Here is a 19504-nt window from a genome sequence, read left to right as displayed (position 1 = left end):
TTATAAGTCCAAATCCAATTACATAATTTCCCAAATAAAATGAAATAAAAAAACATAAAGAAATACTACCTAAAAAAAATATAATAATACAAAATATTAATAAAAAAAAATTCAAAAAAATTTCTCCTATGATGGAAATCAATACTTGAAAAATTTCATCTTTTAAAATACACCATTTTTTATGTATAAAATTTTTAATAAAAATGAACATAAAAAAATAAAAAACTACTTAAGTACCTAATTCATCTTCTATTTGATCTATTTTTTCCTTATCTATTTTATTTTTTTTCCACATTTTTTCAAAATTAGATTTTATTTGATCTACTTTTTTACCAATTTTTTTACTAATTTCTTGAAAATTATCTTTTAATTCTTCTTTTTTTTCCCCTAGTATATTTTTTATTTTTTCCTCTTTTCTTGGAATGAACATAATTCCCATTACTAAACCAGCCATGGTACCTATCAAAAAACCCCAAAAAAAATTTCCTCCTCTTTTCATAAAAAATAACAATTTTATATTTTTACGGATAAATTTAATCAATTTACGCACAAAATTGTATTTATGTATTTATACAATATTATTCGTATGTTAATTAAACAAAATTTTTCTCTCAAAAAATTGAATACATTTGGAATAAATATTTATGCTCGTTATTTTGTAGAAGTGAAAAGTATCAAAGATATTAAAAAAATTTTTGATATATATCCATCTATTACAAAACTTTTCTTAGGAAATGGAAGTAATATTCTTTTTTTAAAAAATTATTATCCAGGATTAGTTATGAAAATAGGAATAAAAGGTAAAAAAATAATACATGAAAATAATTATACAGTTATTATTCAAGCTTACGCTGGGGAAAATTGGAATGAATTTGTTAAATGGACCATACAAAAAGGATTTAGTGGATTAGAAAATTTATTATTTATTCCTGGAACAGTTGGAGCTGCGCCTATTCAAAATATTGGAGCTTATGGAGTAGAAATAAAAGATACTTTATTAAAAGTACAAGCATATGAAATAAATAATAAAAAAATAATAGAATTTACACGTGAAGAATGTAAATTTCAATATCGTTATTCCTTTTTCAAGGATACTCATAATAAAAATAAATTTATAATTTTATCTGTTTATTTTTTTTTAAAAAAATATAAAAAATTGAATACATCCTATGTAGAAATTAAAAATGAATTAAAAAATATGAATATTAAAAAACCGACTATTCATGATTTCAGTAAAGCTCTTTTTAAAATAAGAAATCGTAAAATTCCAAATACAAAAAAAATTGGAAATGCTGGTAGTTTTTTTATTAATCCTACAGTAAATATTTTTGATTTTCAAAAAATCAAAAATAAATATCCCGATATTATTGGATATAATATTTCTAATAATAAAATCAAACTATCTGCTAGCTCATTAATTGAAAATGCAGGATGGAAAGGGAAAAAAATTGGAAATGTAGGAGTATATGATAAACATCCTATTATTTTAGTAAACTATGGAAAAGCTAATGGAATAGATATATATTATTTATCAAAAAAAATAACAAAAGACATAAAAAAAAAATTTAATATTCCTTTATCAATAGAAGTAAATATCATACGATAAAAAATAAACCCTATGAAAAAAAATAAATCAAAATATTTTTCAGGAAAAAATTACATTCTGTATAAATTGAAAAATTGAATTTATGTCAATGAATATGATTTTAGAAAAATCAAAAAAATACATACAAAATAAAATTAAAGAAAAACCTGATTTTGGAATTTTATTATTAGAAAATCAATTTGATAAATTGATAGAAGAAATTCAAAATCCTATATGTATTTTTTATGAAGAAATACCCATTTTTTCGAAAAAAAAATTATATGGAAAATTTTTATTTGGTAAAATAGAAGGTAAAAATGTAGTATTTTTAATAGAACATTTTTCTGAAAAAAAAGATAATAGAATCAACTATTTTACTATTATTTTATGTAAAAATATAGGTATTGATAAATTAATATTGATTAATATTTCTGGAGGAGTTAACCCAAATTATAAAATGGGAGATGTTATGTTGATTAAAGATCATATAAATTTATTTCCAGAAATTCCTAATGATTTTCTAAAAAATAGATTTTTTGAAATAACAAAGCCATATGATCAAAATATGTTAGAAATTGCAGAAAATATAGCTATGAATCATAACATAATTATACAAAAAGGAGTTTATGTAGCTTTTCCCTACTTTTATTATAAAACTTATGCAGAATATGCTATGATACAATCTATAGGTGGAGATAGTGTTGGAAGGAATATAGTAAAAGACGTAATAACTGCTAGATGTATGAATCTACGAGTTTTTGCCATTTCTATTATTGTTATGGGATTATCTAAATATAATATTCAAAATCATGAAGATTATAAAAATACATTTTTTCATGAAAATAAAAAATCTATATCTCTTTTAATATTAATAATAAAAGACTTTATCAAACTTTGTTTATAATTAATTTTTTATGTACAATTGATTGATTTGATTGATGATATTTTTTGTAATATTTATAAACATATTTTTAATTATATCATTTTTTAAAACAATAGGAATTCCTAAATCTGAATATTTTCGTATTTCTTGTAACATAGGTATTTCTCCAAGAAAGAATATATTACTTTTTTTGGAAAAATTTTTTACTCCATTTTTCCCAAAAAAATAGTATTTTTCTTTTTCTTTTTTTGTAAAAAAAAATGACATATTTTCTATAATTCCAATAATTGGAACATAAATAGATTTCATACGAAACATTCCAACTGATCTATTTACATCAGATAATGCTATTTTTTGAGATGTACTAACTATAACAATTCCTTGTAATGTAATTTCTTGCAAAATAGATAAATGAATATCACCTGTTCCTGGTGGTAAATCTACAATTAAAAAATCTAACTCTCCCCAATAAGTTTCATGAATAAATTGTCTCAAAACTTTAGTAACCATTGGACCTCTCCAAACAATAGCTTCTCCATATTTTAAAAAAAAACCTATAGATAAAATTTTTACTCCATAACTAATAATAGGATTTATGATACCATTTTTATGTGTTATGGTATTAATATTTTTTTTTTCAATATTAAACATTAATGGTATAGAAGGACCATATATATCAGCATCTAATAATCCAACATGAAATCCCATTTCTTTTAAAGAAACAGCAATATTAGTTGCTATTGTAGATTTTCCTACTCCACCCTTTCCAGAAGCTATAGCTATTATATTTTTTATAACAGGTTTTATATTGATAGATGATTCTGATTTCATTTCTATTTTGAAACATATTGTATATAATATATTTATACTTTTTATAGAATTTTTTATATTTTTTATTAGTTCATTTTTGAAATGCATAGCTGGATTATCTAATATCAAATAGATTACTATTTTATTATTTAATAAATCTATTTTTTTTACAAAACCAGATTCAATAATATTTTTCTTATTCATAAGAATAACATTTTTTAATGCTTTTTCAATTTCTTTTTTCATACATAAAGAATATTCTATTTTTTTTAGTAGTATAAATCACAATAGTACAAAAAAAATGACTAGATTGAAAAAAATACTACGTAATATGGATTCATATCCCTATAAATTTTATAAATTTCATACAAAAATTATAGTTTTTAAATGGGATAAATGGCAATTTTTTTTTAAAAAAACGTTTTTAGAAAAACTAATTTTTTCCGATAAAGATAAAATGTTTTTTTTTTCTTTATCGGAAAAACGCAAAAAAGAATTTTTAGGAATACGTTATGCATTGAGATATATAATAGGAATAAAAATGAATATTTTTTATAATGAAAAAAGAAAACCATTTATTTTTTCTAAAGGAAAACATATTTCATTAAGTCATTCTTTTGAAAGGATCGCTATAGCTATAAGTTCTTATAAAATAGGTATCGATATAGAAAAATTACGAAAAGATAACAAAATAATTAAAATAAAGAAAAAATTTCTTAGAGAAGATGAATCTATTTTTATTAAAAAAAATTATGAAAAAGATTATTTGCATATTATATGGGGAATTAAAGAAAGTTTATATAAACTAGAAGGAGGTATATATAATAGTTTTTTAGATCGTTATAAAGTTTCTCCTTTTTTCCTTAAAAAAGATTATTGTATATCATGTTGGATAATAAAAAAAACTTATTGTAAGATATTTTATGCTTTTTATAGAAAAATAGAAGAACATTACTTAGTTTATATTATAGATAAATGAATCTAATAAATGATTGTATCAATATTATTTTATCACCTTATTATAATAATAATATTTTTTCTATTATTTTAGAATTTACTGCTGTATCATTGACAGTATTTAGTGTTATTTTTATTCAAAAAAATAATATATGGGGATATCCTATAGGAATAGTAAGTACTATAATATATAGTTATTTAACTTTTGTTACTTCTCTTTATGGTGATTTTATTATTAATATGTATTATACAATGATGAGTTTTTATGGATTATATGTATGGATCCAAAAAAAAAATAAAAAAAATAAAGTAAAGTATATTACCTTTTGTAATCAAAAAGATTATTTTTACACATCTATTTTATTTTTAATGACATGCATTTTTAGTATAATGGTTTATTATTTTTATGGAAAACTTCAATCTCATTTTGATTGGATGGATGTATTAACAACAGGTATTTATTTTTCTGGAATGTATCAAATGTCTATGAAAAAAGTAGAAAATTGGATATTTTGGATGATTGGAAACGTCATTTCTGTTCCTATTTATTTTTTGAAAGGTTTTATATTAACAAGTATTTTATTTATCATTCTTTTTTTATTAGCTATAGGAGGTTTTTTCATTTGGAAAAAAAAAGCAATTAATTTATTATAAATCAATATTTAATTGATTAACAACATCATTTATATTATCATATTCTTTTTCTGTTCTTTCTTTAATATTTTTTACTTTTATTTTCCTTCTTTTAATTTCATTTTTTCCTATACTAATAGTAAATGGAATATTATTATCATTAGCGTATTTAAATTGTTTTCCTATTTTAACCGCATGAGGATATAATTGAGTAGAAATTCCTTTTTGTCTCAAAAAATTTATCATTGTATATGCATACAAAACTTCTTCATCTCCAAAATTAATAAATAAAACTTTTGAAGGATAACTATAAATAGTTTGTAATAAATTTTTTTTTTCCATAGCTAAATAAATTCTATCTAAACCTAAAGAAATTCCTACTCCATAAAGATTTTTCATTCCAAATAAATGAGATAATTTATCATATCGTCCTCCTCCACCAATAGAAATATAATTTGAATAATTAGTATTATTATTATGAAATGGGACAATTTCTAATATTGTTCCTGTATAATAATTCATTCCTCTAGCTAAAGAAATATTCCATTCTAATTTTGTATTTTTTAAAGAAATACTATTTATATTTTTATAAATAAAACTAAGATCTTTTATTCCATTTTTTCCTATTTTAGAATATTTAAAAGCGATAGTTAAATATTTTTCTTTTTTTATAAAATTTTCTTTCATATCGAAAAAAAATGCAATTTTATCAAATGATTGAGATGAAATACCTTTACACAACATTTCTTTTTTTACTAAATTTTTTCCAATTTTATTCCATTTATCTAATGATGTAATAAAATCTTTCCATAAATTATTTTTTATACCAGAAATTTCCACTAATCCTCCTAATATATCTCTATGATTCATATATATAATAATAGGAAAATTAAGTTTTGTAAAAATTTCGTCACAAAGTTGAATTAATTCTATTTCTTCCCATAAAGACCTATAATATGATGATATTATATCTACATCACATTGATAAAATTCTCTAAATCTTCCTTTTTGAGGGTTATCCGCACGCCATACAGGTTGTATTTGATATCTTTTAAAAGGAAAAACTATTTCATTTTTATGCATTCCTACATAACGTACAAAAGGAACCGTTAAATCATATCGAAGAGCTTTATTAGCTATATGTTCAATTAAAAATTTTTTGATATCAATCGTTTTTTCCTTATTATTTATTTTTCTAAAAATATCTGAAATTATTTTTTTTAAAACATTACCTGAATGAAGTAATTTAAACATTAAATAATCTCCTTCTTCTCCATATTTACCAATAAGAGTAGAAATTTTTTCAAAAGAAGGGGTTTCTATTGGATGGTAACCAAAAAGTTCAAATTTTTCTCGAATAATTTTAATTAAATAATTTCGTTTACTCATCTCAATAAATGAAAAATCCCTAGTTCCTTTAGGAATATTAAGTGACTTCATAATCTAATAAATATTAAAATATTAAAAATCATTAAATTTTTCATTTTTATTATTTTTTTTCTTTACGAATACTATTTTTTAAAATTTTTTCATTTTCATTATATGAAATAGGAAGATCAAAACTATCTTCTAGCATCATATATTTTTTATTTTGTTTTTTTTCTATAAAATTTGAATTAATAGATTTATCAAAAACACTTTTTTTTTGATTTAATGAAAAATTTTCTTTTTTCTTATTAGAAGAATATTTTTCTAAATGATTGGAATAGTCTTTTTTTCTTGTATAAAAATTTATTTTTTGAGAATAAGAATCTACTTCTTCTATTTTTTTTAATCTTTGCTCATATGGTTCTTCTAACCTATGAAAAATTTTTTTCTCTTCATGATTAATAGCTCTCTGAATTTCAGTAGGAAAGCCTGTAGCTACTATAGTTACGGATATACTTTCTTCTAAACTATCGTCCTCTCCTATCCCCATAATAATATTAGCATTATTACCTGCTTCTTTTTGTATATAATCACTAATTATTCCAATTTCATCTATAGTAATTTCTATTTTTCCTGAAACAATAAGTAAAAGAACATTTTTTGCTCCCGTAATTTTATTATCATTTAATAATGGAGAATCCAAAGCTTGTACTACCGCTTCTTTTGCTCTATTCTCACCAACAGAAATAGAAGACCCCATAACAGCTGTTCCACTTTCTTTAAGAACAGTTCTAGTATCTCTTAAATCTATATTTTGTTTATAATGATGAGTGATTACTTCTGCAATACCTTTAGCTGCTGTAGTTAAAACTTCATCTGCTTTTGCAAATCCAGCTTTAAATCCTAGATTACCGTATAACTCTCTCAGTTTATCATTGTTAATAACAATTAAAGAATCTACATTTTTTCTTAATGATTCGATACCTTTTTGAGCTTGTTTCAATCTCATTTTTCCTTCAAAATGAAATGGAATTGTAACAATACCTACAGTTAAAATTCCTTTTTCTTTAGAAATTCCTGCAATAATTGGGGCAGCACCTGTTCCCGTTCCACCCCCCATTCCTGCTGTAATAAATGTCATCTTAGTATTAGAATCTAGAACACTTTTTATCTCTTCTAAACTTTCTAAAGCAGCTTTTTCTCCTACTTCTGGATCTGCTCCTGCACCTAAACCTTCCGTAATAGAAGCTCCTAATTGAATTTTTACAGGTACTGGGTTATTTTTTAAAGCTTGTGCATCCGTATTACATGCTATAAAATCTACATCAGTAATTCCTTGTTCAAACATATGACTTAAAGCATTGCTACCTCCACCTCCTACTCCAATTACTTTTATTGCAGCTGAACGATTTTTTGAAAATCCAAATTGAACGTTATTTTTTTTTTGTTGTATAAAATCTTCTTTTTTCATTTCATTATTGATTATTCTGTATCATTCAATATTTGACGGAATTTATCTGCCCAAATTTCAAGAAAAGATTTTGATTTTGTTTTATTTTTTTTCTTTGAATGATCCGAATTATCTTCATAATTTAATTTCTGTTTTTTATTATAAAATTTTGTAGAAATAACTTCGGAAGTATGATTATTATCATATTTATGTACCATATCTGGTGTACAAAGATATTTTTTTTTATCATCAAGGCCTTTAATAACTAAACCTATAGACGTTGCATATTCTGGATTACTTATAATACCATTTTTTTCTCCTGCAATATATTCATTAGAATAACCTATACGTACATCCATACCAGTAATATATTCTGATAGAGGACGAATATGTTTTAATTGAGAACCTCCTCCTGTCATAACTAATCCTGCTATTAGTCTTTTTTTTTGTTCTTCATTTCCATAATTTTGAATTTCTATATTGACTTGTTCTAAAATTTCACATACTCTTTTATGTATAATATGAGAAAGATCTTTTAAAGAAATTTCTTTAGGATCACGTCCTCTTAATCCAGGAATACAAACAATTTCTGTTTCTTTATTTTCTCCAGGCCATGCAGATCCAAATTTTATTTTTAGTAATTCAGCTTGTCTTTCTATAATCAAACAATCTGTTTTAATATTTTCAGTAATAACATTACCTCCAAAAGGAATAACAGCAGTATGTCGAATAATATTATCTTTAAATATAGCAATATCAGTAGTCCCTCCTCCTATATCTACTAAAGCAACACCAGCTTCTCTTTCTTCAGTGCTTAATACAGCTTCTGCAGAAGCTAAAGGTTCTAAAGTCATTCCAGATAAATTCAATCCTGCTGCTTTAACACATCTTCCAATATTACGAATAGAAGAAATTTGTCCTACTACTACATGAAAATTTGCTTCTAAACGACTTCCATACATTCCTATTGGTTCTCCGATTTCTGCTTGACTATCAACTTTATATTCTTGTGGAAGAACATGAATGATTTCTTCTCCTGGAAGCATTACCAATTTATGAACTTGATCTATTAATTTTTGTATATCTTTTTGATTGATTACATTTTCAAAATCTAATCTAGTAATATAATCATTATGTTGTAGACTTCGAATATGTTGACCTGCTATACCAACAATAACTTCTTTTATTTTTAAACCAGAACTATGTTCTGCTTCAGATACTGCTTCACGAATAGCTTCAATTGTTTGAGTTATATTGTTAACAACTCCTCTATGCACCCCTATACTTTTAGATCTACCTATACCTAAGATCTCAATTTTATTATATTCATTTCTCCTTCCTACCATAGCTACAATCTTTGTGGTGCCCACATCAAGACCTATAGCTATATCTTGATATTCCATAGATTTATCTTTTTTTTGCTACTACTTGGTCTTTATATTGCAAATCAATACTTTTATATCGATTAATATCTATTTTATTTAGGTACTGTTTATAAAATGCTTTTAATTTATTCAATTTATTTTTAAAATTCTTTATATTTCCTAATATAATATAATGATTACCTATTTTCGGTATCAAAATAAATAAGTTATGATCATTTTTTTTTATGCTAATAATTTGATTTTTTAGTAATTCATCATAATTTATAAAATTGACAAATTTAATTAAATCTTTTTTTTCTTTTTTTGAAAAAGGTCCTTTTGCTAAAATAACTTTTGACGAATAAAAAGGAGAAAGTTCTAAATTTTCTGCATCTTTTGTTAGATAATATTCTTTATTACCATCTTTTATTCTTAAAATAGGTTCTTTTTGCCAAATTTTAATATTTAGGGTTCCATCTACACTAAGAAACACTTCCGATTTTTTTATAAAAGGATAATTATTTAATTTTTTTTCCATTCTCAATATACATAATTGACCGATTTTTTTTTCAATATTTTCTATTCTAGAAAATAGAATATTTTTAATAATTTCTTCATTTATAAAATGATTTTTAGATAATGGATCAATGATGATATTAAATTTTTTCAAATTTCTGTTTTTATGTATTTTTTGAGAAAAATAAAAAATAGAGATCATAAAAATTATATATAATAACAAAATAAGGATAAAGGATTTATTTTTCATTTATCCATATCGTTTATATAACCATTTTTTTATAGGAATAATTAAGGAATCTATATCACCAGCTCCTATTGTAATAATAATATCAAAATGTTTTTTTTCAATTTTTTCTAAAACTTGAGATAAATTTGATATTTCTTTATTTTTAGAACTCATTTTTATTTTTTTTAATAAATTATTGGAATTAATTATTCCATCCATATAAAATTCTCTAGCTGGATAAATATCTAATAATATTAAAATATCAAGTTTTTCTAAACTTCTTGCAAAAGATTCTTCAAAAAATTTAGTCCTACTAAATAAATGAGGTTGAAAAACACCTAATATTTTTTTATTTGGAAAACACTTTCTAACTGTTTGAATTAAAGCATTTATTTCTGTAGGATGATGTGCATAATCATCTATATATATTTTATTTTTAGATTGATAATGAATAGAATATCTTCTTTTTATTCCTTTAAATAAAAATAAAGATTTTCTTATTTTTTCTTTATTAATTTTTAAATAATCAGATATAGCCAACGCTGCTGTAATATTTTTTAAATTATGTATACCTGGAATAGGTAAAGGTAAAAATTTCCATGTATCTGTAGGAGTATGAAAATCAAAATACCATTTATTTCTTTTGATGGAAATATGATTGGAATAATAATTGGCTTTTTGAATTACAGAATAATATATAGCGTTTTTTATTAATGGTAAAGATTCTTCCTTACAAAGGAATATTTTTTTATATGGTTTTTTTATTCTTTTTAAAAAAGCTATATAAGCCTTTTTTAAAATTTTTTTATTTGGATAAATGTCTACATGATCTTGTTCAAAAGACGTAATACATGCTATATTAGGTGATAAATATAAAAAAGAATGATCAAATTCATCTGCTTCTACTAAAAAAATTTTATTTCCATTCAATATAATATTAGATTGATAATTTTCAGATATTCCTCCTAATAAAGAAGTAAAGGAAATTCCTGCATTATATAAAATATGGCCTAATAAAGTACAAGTTGTCGTTTTTCCATGTGTTCCACCTATTGCTATACAAATTGCATTTTCTGTAATAAATGACAATACTTGAGAACGTTTTTTTATATTTTTTCCATATTTCTTTAAATAAATCCATTGTTTATGATTATTTGGAATAGCTGGAGTATACACAATTAAACATTTTTTAGAAAGGACCCATTTAGGTAAAATTTCTATACAATCATGATAATTTATGTAAATTCCCTCTTCTTCTAATTTATTTGTCAATAAAGTTCTATTTTTATCATGACCATAAACTGTTTTTCCTATAGAATGAAAATATCTAGCAAGAGAACTCATCCCCATACCTCCTATTCCTAAAAAATAAAAAAAATCAACTTTTTTTAAGTTCATAAAATAATTTGTAATATCTCATTAACAATATCATTGGTAGCTTTAGGTTTTCCTAATTGTAGGATATTTTTACTCATTTTTTGTTTCATTTTTTCATCATTTACTAATTGAATGGTTGAATCCACTAATTTTTTCTCTATTTCCTCATTTTTAATAATTAAAGCCGCTTCTTTTTCTTCTAATATTTTAGCATTTTTATTTTGATGATCATCGGAAGACCAAGGAAAAGGAATTAATATATATGGTTTTCCTATTAAACATATTTCTGATATAGTTAAAGCACCAGCTCTAGATACAATAATATCTGCTGCGGCATAACATGTTGGGATATTTTCAATAAAATCCATTAAAATAAAATTTGAGTTATGAGACATTTTATTTTTTTTGATTCTATGAATATCTAATTTACCAACTTGCCATATAAGTTGTATATCTAATTCTATTAATTTTTTTAAACCTTTTATCCAAGCATTATTTATACTATTAGACCCTTTACTCCCACCTATAGATAAAACAGTAGGTCTTTCTACTTTTAATCCTAAATGAATACAAGCTTTTTCTTTACTAGGTCTTTGGAATATTTCAGATCTAACTGGATTTCCAGTTATTATGGTTTTTTCTTTTGGAAAATATTTTTTTGCTTGTTCATAAGCAATACATATTTTATGAGCATAACGAGAAAATATTCTATTAGTTAATCCAGGAAAAGAATTTTGTTCTTGAAGAAGAATAGGTATTTTATTTTTTTTTGCAGCATATAAAGTAGGAAAACTTACAAATCCACCTGTTCCAATAACTATATCTGGAGAAAATTTTTTGATAATTTTATTTGCTAAAAATAAACTATATATCAATTGTATAGATAGGATAAAACATTTTATAGAACAAAATTTATCTTTACCTCCTGAAATATAAATTTTTTCAATAGAATATCCAAATTTAGGAATTTCTTTCATTTCCATATGATTATTAGATCCAATAAATAAAATATTGATTTCTGGAATTTGTTTTTTAAGCTCATCTGCAATGGATATTCCAGGATAAATATGTCCACCACTTCCTCCACTTCCAATAATTATTCTAGGTAAAATATTATTGTTCATTATGAATGAATTATAATTTTATTATTTATTAGTTGAATTATCATATATTATTCTGCTAACACTTAATATGATTCCAAAACTAAAAAAAGTAACCCACATAGAAGTCCCTCCAGCACTAATTAATGGTAAAGTTTGTCCTGTTACTGGAAATAATCCGACAGCTATTCCCATATTAATGAGTGCTTGATTTATAATAGGAAAACCAACAGCTAATACTAATAAAGAACAAAAATAATTTTTAACCTTTGTAGCTATTATCATAATTCTTAATAAAATTAGAATATAAATAAATAAAAGTATTATTCCTCCAAAAGAACCATACTCTTCTATTATAATAGCATAAATAAAATCAGAAGAAGATTGAGGAAGAAAAGCTTTTAAAACACTTTTTCCAGGTCCACGACCAAATTTATTTCCTAAAATAATTGCAGTTTTAGATTGTTTCATTTGATAATTTCCTTCAGATTCATGATCTAAAAATTTTTCTATACGACTCTTCCATGTATAAACTCTATTCATAGGATTTTTATCTCCCCATTTTATAACAGAATAAATATATATTCCTGCAAATAAAATTCCCATTGATAAAACTCCCATAATACCTATAAATGGATATCCTCCTATAAAAAGTAAAATTAAAACAGAAATAAAAACAATAATTGCAGTAGAACCATTAGCTGGAAAAATAAGACCAATAATAAAAAATATGGGAAATAATAAAGGAAATAAAGAATTAACAAAACTTATATGTTTTTTTTTTTAGCTAAATATCTAGCGCAATAAATAAAAAGAATTAATCCAGCAATGCTTGAAGTTTGAAAAGATATATTAATAATAGGAATATGTAACCACCGAGAAGCATTTACTCCATCAAATTCTTTTCCCTGACTAATAGTAAAAATTAATAAAATGAATACTATAGGTAAAGAAAATATAGACATACGGTAAAAATATTTATAATCTATAAATTGAGTAAAAAAAAGAATACAAAAACCAATTAATAAAAAAATAGCATGTTTTAATAAATAATTAAAAACTGTATTGGATCCTCCATATGTACTTACTAAATTAGTACTAGCGGAATATACTGGTAAAAAAGAAAATATAGATAATAAAGAAATAAAAGCCCATAAATATTTATCTCCTTTTATATATTTATTGAAAATAGATTTATTTTTTTCATATTTTTTCATAAAAAAGTTTTTTAGCTTCTTTTTTAAATTTATTACCTCTTTCTTTATAATCTTTAAAAAGATCAAAACTTGAACAAGCAGGAGATAGTAAAATATTATCTCCATAATCAGATAATATATAAGCCATATAAACAGCTTCTTGAATACTTTTTGTTTCTAAAATAATATCAATAATATTTTTAAAAAAATTGATAATTTTTTTATTATGTTTTCCTAAACAAATTATAAATTTTACTTTTTTTTGAACAAATGGAATTAATTCTATATAATCATTTCCTTTATCTTTTCCTCCTGCTATCCATATAATAGGTCCATTTATACTTTTTAATGCATAAAAAACAGCATTAACATTCGTTGCTTTAGAATCATTAATAAATTGAACTCCATTTATATTAATAATTTTTTCAAGACGATGTTCTATAGGTTTTAATTTTAATATGATAGAAATTATTGATTTTTTTTGAATATTTAATATTTCAGATATAATTAATGAAGCCATAATATTATACAAATTATGATCTCCTATTAAAGGAATATCTTTTACATTTAAAAAATATATTTCTTGATTATTTTTATTTCTAATAAATATTTTATTATTTTTTATATAAGCACCAATATGTAATTCTTCTTTTATAGAAAAAGGAATACAAAAAGAAAAAATAGGGTATTTTTTTAATCCTTTTTTTATCAGAGGATCATCGTAATTATAAATAAAAATATCCTTTTTTGTCTGTAAAGTTGCTATTCTAAATTTAGATTGTATGTAATTTTCAATATTATCGTCGTATCTATTTAAATGATCTTTTGTTATATTTAATAAAACGGCAATATTTGATCTAAAATTGTAACAATCATCTAATTGAAAACTACTTACTTCTAATACATAAACTTTTTTTTTTTGATAACTTCTTTAGAAAAACTATGTCCAATATTTCCTGCTATTCCTACATTAATACCCTCATTTTTAATAATTTTATAAAGGATGGTACTTGTTGTTGTTTTTCCATTACTTCCTGTAATACTTATAATATAAGAATTATATAAATAACTTTTTCCAAATTCTAATTCAGATTGAATAGGAATTCCTAAAAAATGAATTTTTTTTATAAAAACATTTTTTTTTGAAATTCCAGGACTTTTTATTATTTTAATAGTTTCTTTAGTAATTATATTTTCTGTATGACCTTTTTCCTCAAAAGGAATTTTATTTTTTATTAAAATTTTTTTGTATTTCTTTAAAATAATTCCTGAATCAGATAAAAATATTTTTAATCCATTTTTTTTAGCTAATAAAGCGGCTCCTATACCACTTTCTCCTCCTCCCAATATTACTAATTTTTTTTTCATTTTTTATTATATAATTAATAAAATAAATACTAATATAGAAAACATCATTTGTATAATAACACAACGATGAAAAATTTTGTTTTCATGATACCCTAATTTTTGAAAATGATGATGTAAAGGAGCCATTAAAAAAATTCTTTTTCCTATACCATATTTTTTTTTAGAATATTTAAAATACAATACTTGTATTATAACAGAAATATTTTCTATAAAAAAAATTCCACATAAAATAGGTAATATGAATTCTTTTCTATTTATTATAGATATAACTGCTATAACTCCTCCTATAGTTAAACTACCAGTATCTCCCATAAAAATTTGAGCAGGATAAGTATTGTACCAAAGAAAACTTATTAAAGAACCTAAAAAAGAAAAAGAAAATATGATTATTTCTTCTAAATGAGGAATATATATAAAATGAAAATAAGATGAATATATTTTATTACTAGATATGATAGATAATAAAGATAAAGTAGCAAAAATAATAGAAGAAATTCCGGCTGTTAATCCATCTATTCCATCAGTTAAATTAGTTCCGTTAGATAAAAATGTTATAATTAAAATCATTATAGGAATAAAAACAATCCATGTATATTTTTTCCATTTTTTATTATACCAACTTAAAATATAAGAATAATCAAATTCATTATTATGATTAGAATAAAAAATGGGTATAGTTGTTTTGTAACCATGTTTTTTTTTAAGAAAAAAATTAAAATCTCTTTTTTGAATAGGATCATTTGTATTAAAAAAATACATAATACTTCCAATAAAAAATCCTAATAAAATCTGACTTAATATTTTACCCATTATACTAAGTCCTTTTTTATTATATTTAATTTTAATATAATCATCTAAAAATCCAATACATCCTATATATACGGTTGTTATTATTAATATAATAACATATATATTATTTAAAGAAGAAAAAAATATTGTAGAAATTAATGTAGAAAATATCATTATAACTCCTCCCATTGTTGGTGTTCCTTCTTTTTTATTTTGTCCAATAAGACCAAGATCTCGTATATGTTCTCCTATATTTATATTATTTTTTTTTCTATAATTCCAACATATAATTTTTTTATAACAAATAAATGCTAAAAAAAATGATAAAAAAAAAGCAATTATAGATCTATAAAAAATAGAATTAATATAAATAAAAATTAAATATTTCAAATAATGATTCATCATACTTTTATTTTTTTCATTATTTTCTATATTTGATAAAATTAATTTTTTAATAAATTTTTAGCTATTTTCATATCATTAAAAGGAAAACGTATTCCTTTAATTTCTTGATAATTTTCATGTCCTTTCCCAGCAATTAAAATAATATCTTTTTTTTTTGCAATTTGAATTGCAGTTTCAATAGCTTTTTTTCTATTTATAAAAGTTATAATAGATTTTTTATTCAAATTTGATTTGAAATTCTTCATATCAATTAATATTTTTTCCATATCCTCTTCTCTAGGATTATCAGATGTAAAAATAGATATATCACATTTCTCATAAACAATTTTTCCCATTAAAGAACGTTTTTTTATATCTCTATTTCCTCCACATCCTATAATACAAATTAATTTACAATCATTATTTTTTATTTTATTAAGTGTATTTAAAACAGATTTCAATCCATTTGGATTATGAGCATAATCTACAATAACACGAATTCCTGATTTTGATACAAATTGTTCAAAACGACCTCTAATAGGTTTTATATTTTTTATTTCTTTTATAAGATCATCTTTTTTTTTCCCTAGTAAAATTCCTGTAGCGTAACTAGCTAATAGATTATAAACATTAAATGTTCCTATTAAATTAGTGAAAATTTTATGACCATCAATGAATAATAGACTTCCATGAATACTTTTTTTTAAAATTTTAATTTTAAAGTTTGTCTTTTTTTTTAAACCATAAAAATATATTTTAGATAAAATATTTTTTATAATTTTATGTGAATTTTTATCGTCTGAATTAATTAATGCAAAAGATTGTTTAGGTAAATTTTCAAAAAAAATTTTTTTAGTAGATAAATAATGATCAAAAGATTCATGATAATCTAAATGATCATGTGTAATATTAGTAAAAACTCCCCCTTGAAATAATAATCCTGAAATTCTTTTTTGATGAATTCCATGTGAACTAACTTCCATAAAAGCATATTTACATCCTTTACAAATTGATAGTTTTAAATATTTATTTATTTCAATAATATTTGGAGTAGTATGTGTTGTAGGATATTTTTTATATAATATTTTTATACCAATAGTAGAAATAAGAATATTTTTTTCTCCTATTCTAGAAAAAATTTGATGAAGTATAGTTGCAACAGACGTTTTTCCATTTGTTCCAGTTATTCCTATTAATTTTATTTTTTTTGTAGGATTATCATAAAAATTAGAAGATATAATTCCTAAAGCATTTATAGAATCTTCAACCAATACGTAAGTAATATATTTATAAATAGGATAAATAATTTTTTCACAAACTATAGTATTAGCTCCATTTTTTATAGCATCTATAATAAATTGATGACCATCTTGTATTTTTCCTTTTTGAGCCACAAAAATCATATTTTTTTGTATTTCTTTGGAAGAAATAGAAATTCCTTCTATCAATTTAGAAGGATTTTTATCTATTATTTTTAATATATTTACTTTTTTGAGAATATCTTTTAATTTTTTTTTCATTCTTCTAGTTTAAGAAATATAATTTGATTTTTTTTTAATTTTTTTCCTGGATTAATAGATTGATTAACAACTTTTCCTATTCCTTTATATTGAATATTAAAACCCATATTTTCTAGTAAAGGAATAATATCCATTCCTGGAATGGATGTTAGATTAGGCATAATACATTTATTAACAAATAAATTTTTTGGTTTTTTAATCTGTTTCAATAAATCTTCTTTATTTTTTTTCTTTTTATAGAATGTTTTTTTTATTATTTTTGGATAAATAGATTTAGCTATTGTATCAAATACAGGTACAGCAACTTCAATACCATAATATCCTTTTTCTGGTTTTGAAATAACTACAATACAAGAATATTTTGGATTTTTAGCAGGAAAATATCCTACAAAAGAACTATTGTAAGTTAAAGGTTTATTTTTAATCCAGTAGTTTAACTGTGTTGTTCCAGTTTTACCTGCATAAGGATATTTTGTATTATAATATTTTTTAGCTGTTCCATTTTTAACAACTCCTTCTAACATACTTTGAATTTTTATAAGAGAAGACTTTTGAGCTATAGAAGGATTTCTTATAATAGGTTTTATATATTTTTTGATACTTTTACCATGATATTTTATTTCTTTAATAAATAAAGGTTTAACCATTTTTCCTTTATTAGCTATAGCATTATAAAAAGTAAGTATTTGTAAAGGAGTTAATTTAAGATTATATCCAAAAGTCATCCATGGTAATGTAATACTACTCCAATTTTTTCCACCAGGTTTTGGAATAAAAGGCATACTTTCTCCTGGAATATCTATACCTATTTTTTTATCAAGATGCCATTTACATAAATGTTCTATAAATTTTTTTGGATTATTTTTATAATTATCATAAATAATTTTTGCTATTCCTACATTGGATGATAATTCTAAAATTTGTTTTGGATTTATTTTTGCATATCCATTATAATGACTATCACGTATTTTTTTACCTCTTAATTTCATTATTCCACCTTTTATATTTACTATCATATCAAGATTTATTTTTTTATCTTCTAAAGCTGCAAGAATAGCCATTGTTTTAAATGTGGAACCTGGTTCATTCCCTTCCCATACTGAAAAATTTCTTAAATCTTCATAAGTATTTTTTTTTGTTTTTTCCAAATTAATCATAGCAGGTATTTCTCCACTTTTTACATCCATGATAATAACACATCCATGATCTGCTTGAGATATATACAATTCTTGTAATAATGCATGATAAGCAATATCTTGTATATATATATCTATAGTAGAATAAACATCTTTTCCATCTTCTGGATCTATTTCATTTCCTAATTTTAATGGTTTCCATATTTTAGAACTAATACGTTGTTCTAATCTTTTTCCATCTTTTCCTTTTAAATATTTACTAAATGCTCCTTCTAATCCTACTTTACCTCTATGATCATCATATCCTAATGTTCTTTTTCCAATATTTTCTAATGTGTGAATTCTGCATACTTTTTTTTCTACAATAAACCCTCCCTTAATTTGTCCTTTATTAAAAATAGGAAGATGTCGTAATATTTTAAAATGTGGATAATCTAAATTTTTTGCTAATAAAAAATATCTATTTCCCTTTTTTTTTTCATATTGAAATTTTTTATAGAAAAAAAATTTTGGTTTTTTAAATAAATATTCTAATGAATTACATAAAGAATGAATATTTTTTTGAAATAACTTTTCAGATATTGATTTAAAATCAATATGAATATCATATTTTATGACAGACATAACTAAAATACTACTATCTGAAGCATAAATATTTCCACGTTTAGCTTTAATTAAATTAGTTCTAATTGTTTTTTTTAAAATATATTTTTTATATTTTTCTGAATAATTTTGAATATAAAATAAATTGACAATAATTAATATTGCAATAAAAATGAATACAAAACCAATTAAGTAAGATTTATATAATATAATATATCTTTTTTGTTTCATTCTTT

General features: G+C 22.4%; 17 protein-coding genes and 1 pseudogene. 4 read left to right on the top strand and 14 right to left on the bottom strand.

The annotated features are described in order from the left end of the window. Positions 1–229: 229 nt before the first annotated feature. The gene (locus H0H41_RS01320) at positions 230–499 is read right to left on the bottom strand and encodes a YtxH domain-containing protein (RefSeq protein ID WP_185872444.1); all 270 of its coding nucleotides are present in this window, start codon (positions 497–499) and stop codon (positions 230–232) included. Positions 500–562: 63 nt separating this feature from the next. Between H0H41_RS01320 and murB the strand changes: the two genes are divergently transcribed. Together murB and H0H41_RS01310 are read left to right on the top strand one after the other, a co-directional pair. Beyond that, positions 563–1606: a UDP-N-acetylmuramate dehydrogenase gene (murB, locus tag H0H41_RS01315; protein ID WP_223843738.1), complete on the top strand. Its 1044-nt coding sequence runs from the start codon at positions 563–565 to the stop codon at positions 1604–1606. Positions 1607–1688: 82 nt separating this feature from the next. Then, positions 1689–2489, top strand: a complete 801-nt coding sequence (locus H0H41_RS01310) for a purine-nucleoside phosphorylase (RefSeq protein ID WP_185872443.1) — start codon at positions 1689–1691, stop codon at positions 2487–2489. On the opposite strand, the gene H0H41_RS01305 is transcribed toward H0H41_RS01310, so the two are convergent. After that, complete coding sequence (locus H0H41_RS01305; protein ID WP_185872442.1) at positions 2490–3524, bottom strand: Mrp/NBP35 family ATP-binding protein; 1035 nt, start codon at positions 3522–3524, stop codon at positions 2490–2492. 85 nt (positions 3525–3609) lie between these two features. Between H0H41_RS01305 and H0H41_RS01300 the strand changes: the two genes are divergently transcribed. Next, the gene (locus H0H41_RS01300) at positions 3610–4257 is read left to right on the top strand and encodes a 4'-phosphopantetheinyl transferase family protein (protein ID WP_185872441.1); all 648 of its coding nucleotides are present in this window, start codon (positions 3610–3612) and stop codon (positions 4255–4257) included. Further along, positions 4254–4889: a nicotinamide riboside transporter PnuC gene (pnuC, locus tag H0H41_RS01295; protein WP_317168632.1), complete on the top strand. Its 636-nt coding sequence runs from the start codon at positions 4254–4256 to the stop codon at positions 4887–4889. The genes H0H41_RS01300 and pnuC overlap by 4 nt, the downstream gene beginning before the upstream one ends. Here pnuC and hisS read toward each other — a convergent pair. The 12 genes and pseudogenes from hisS to H0H41_RS01240 form a co-directional block, all read right to left on the bottom strand. After that, positions 4884–6308 carry a histidine--tRNA ligase gene (gene hisS, locus H0H41_RS01290; protein ID WP_185872440.1) on the bottom strand — a complete coding sequence of 475 codons (1425 nt, stop codon included), beginning with the start codon at positions 6306–6308 and terminating at the stop codon, positions 4884–4886. The genes pnuC and hisS overlap by 6 nt on opposite strands. A 49-nt stretch (positions 6309–6357) precedes the next feature. After that, positions 6358–7707, bottom strand: coding sequence for a cell division protein FtsZ (gene ftsZ / locus H0H41_RS01285; protein WP_223843737.1), 1350 nt, complete (start codon positions 7705–7707; stop codon positions 6358–6360). An 11-nt stretch (positions 7708–7718) separates the two neighbouring features. Beyond that, positions 7719–9089, bottom strand: coding sequence for a cell division protein FtsA (ftsA, locus tag H0H41_RS01280; protein ID WP_185872439.1), 1371 nt, complete (start codon positions 9087–9089; stop codon positions 7719–7721). Between the two features lie 4 nt (positions 9090–9093). Further along, on the bottom strand, positions 9094–9720 hold the full coding sequence (locus tag H0H41_RS01275) for a cell division protein FtsQ/DivIB (protein WP_223843736.1): 627 nt from the start codon (positions 9718–9720) through the stop codon (positions 9094–9096). A 96-nt stretch (positions 9721–9816) separates the two neighbouring features. Then, the gene (gene murC / locus H0H41_RS01270) at positions 9817–11193 is read right to left on the bottom strand and encodes a UDP-N-acetylmuramate--L-alanine ligase (protein WP_185872437.1); all 1377 of its coding nucleotides are present in this window, start codon (positions 11191–11193) and stop codon (positions 9817–9819) included. Then, entirely contained in the window at positions 11190–12296 is a 1107-nt protein-coding gene (murG, locus tag H0H41_RS01265; protein ID WP_185872436.1) for an undecaprenyldiphospho-muramoylpentapeptide beta-N-acetylglucosaminyltransferase, read from the bottom strand. The genes murC and murG overlap by 4 nt, the downstream gene beginning before the upstream one ends. A 21-nt stretch (positions 12297–12317) precedes the next feature. Then, positions 12318–12983: an FtsW/RodA/SpoVE family cell cycle protein gene (locus H0H41_RS03070; protein ID WP_262887259.1), complete on the bottom strand. Its 666-nt coding sequence runs from the start codon at positions 12981–12983 to the stop codon at positions 12318–12320. Between the two features lie 56 nt (positions 12984–13039). Beyond that, a complete protein-coding gene (locus H0H41_RS03065) occupies positions 13040–13489 on the bottom strand; it encodes an FtsW/RodA/SpoVE family cell cycle protein (RefSeq protein WP_262887258.1) in 450 nt (149 codons plus the stop codon). Then, positions 13476–14836 (bottom strand): annotated as a pseudogene (gene murD / locus H0H41_RS01255) (UDP-N-acetylmuramoyl-L-alanine--D-glutamate ligase). The gene H0H41_RS03065 and the pseudogene murD overlap by 14 nt, the downstream one beginning before the upstream one ends. 6 nt (positions 14837–14842) lie before the next feature. Then, a complete protein-coding gene (mraY, locus tag H0H41_RS01250; RefSeq protein WP_185872435.1) occupies positions 14843–16030 on the bottom strand; it encodes a phospho-N-acetylmuramoyl-pentapeptide-transferase in 1188 nt (395 codons plus the stop codon). A gap of 38 nt (positions 16031–16068) precedes the next feature. Further along, positions 16069–17529, bottom strand: a complete 1461-nt coding sequence (locus H0H41_RS01245) for a UDP-N-acetylmuramoyl-L-alanyl-D-glutamate--2,6-diaminopimelate ligase (RefSeq protein WP_185872434.1) — start codon at positions 17527–17529, stop codon at positions 16069–16071. Next, positions 17526–19499, bottom strand: coding sequence for a penicillin-binding protein (locus H0H41_RS01240; protein ID WP_185872433.1), 1974 nt, complete (start codon positions 19497–19499; stop codon positions 17526–17528). The genes H0H41_RS01245 and H0H41_RS01240 overlap by 4 nt, the downstream gene beginning before the upstream one ends. Positions 19500–19504 lie beyond the last annotated feature (5 nt).

Origin of the sequence: Blattabacterium cuenoti (assembly GCF_014252255.1) — a bacterium.
Taxonomy (GTDB): domain Bacteria; phylum Bacteroidota; class Bacteroidia; order Flavobacteriales; family Blattabacteriaceae; genus Blattabacterium; species Blattabacterium cuenoti_J.
The sequence above is the reverse complement of the archived record's forward strand: the minus strand, read 5'-3'. Positions and strand labels throughout refer to the sequence as shown.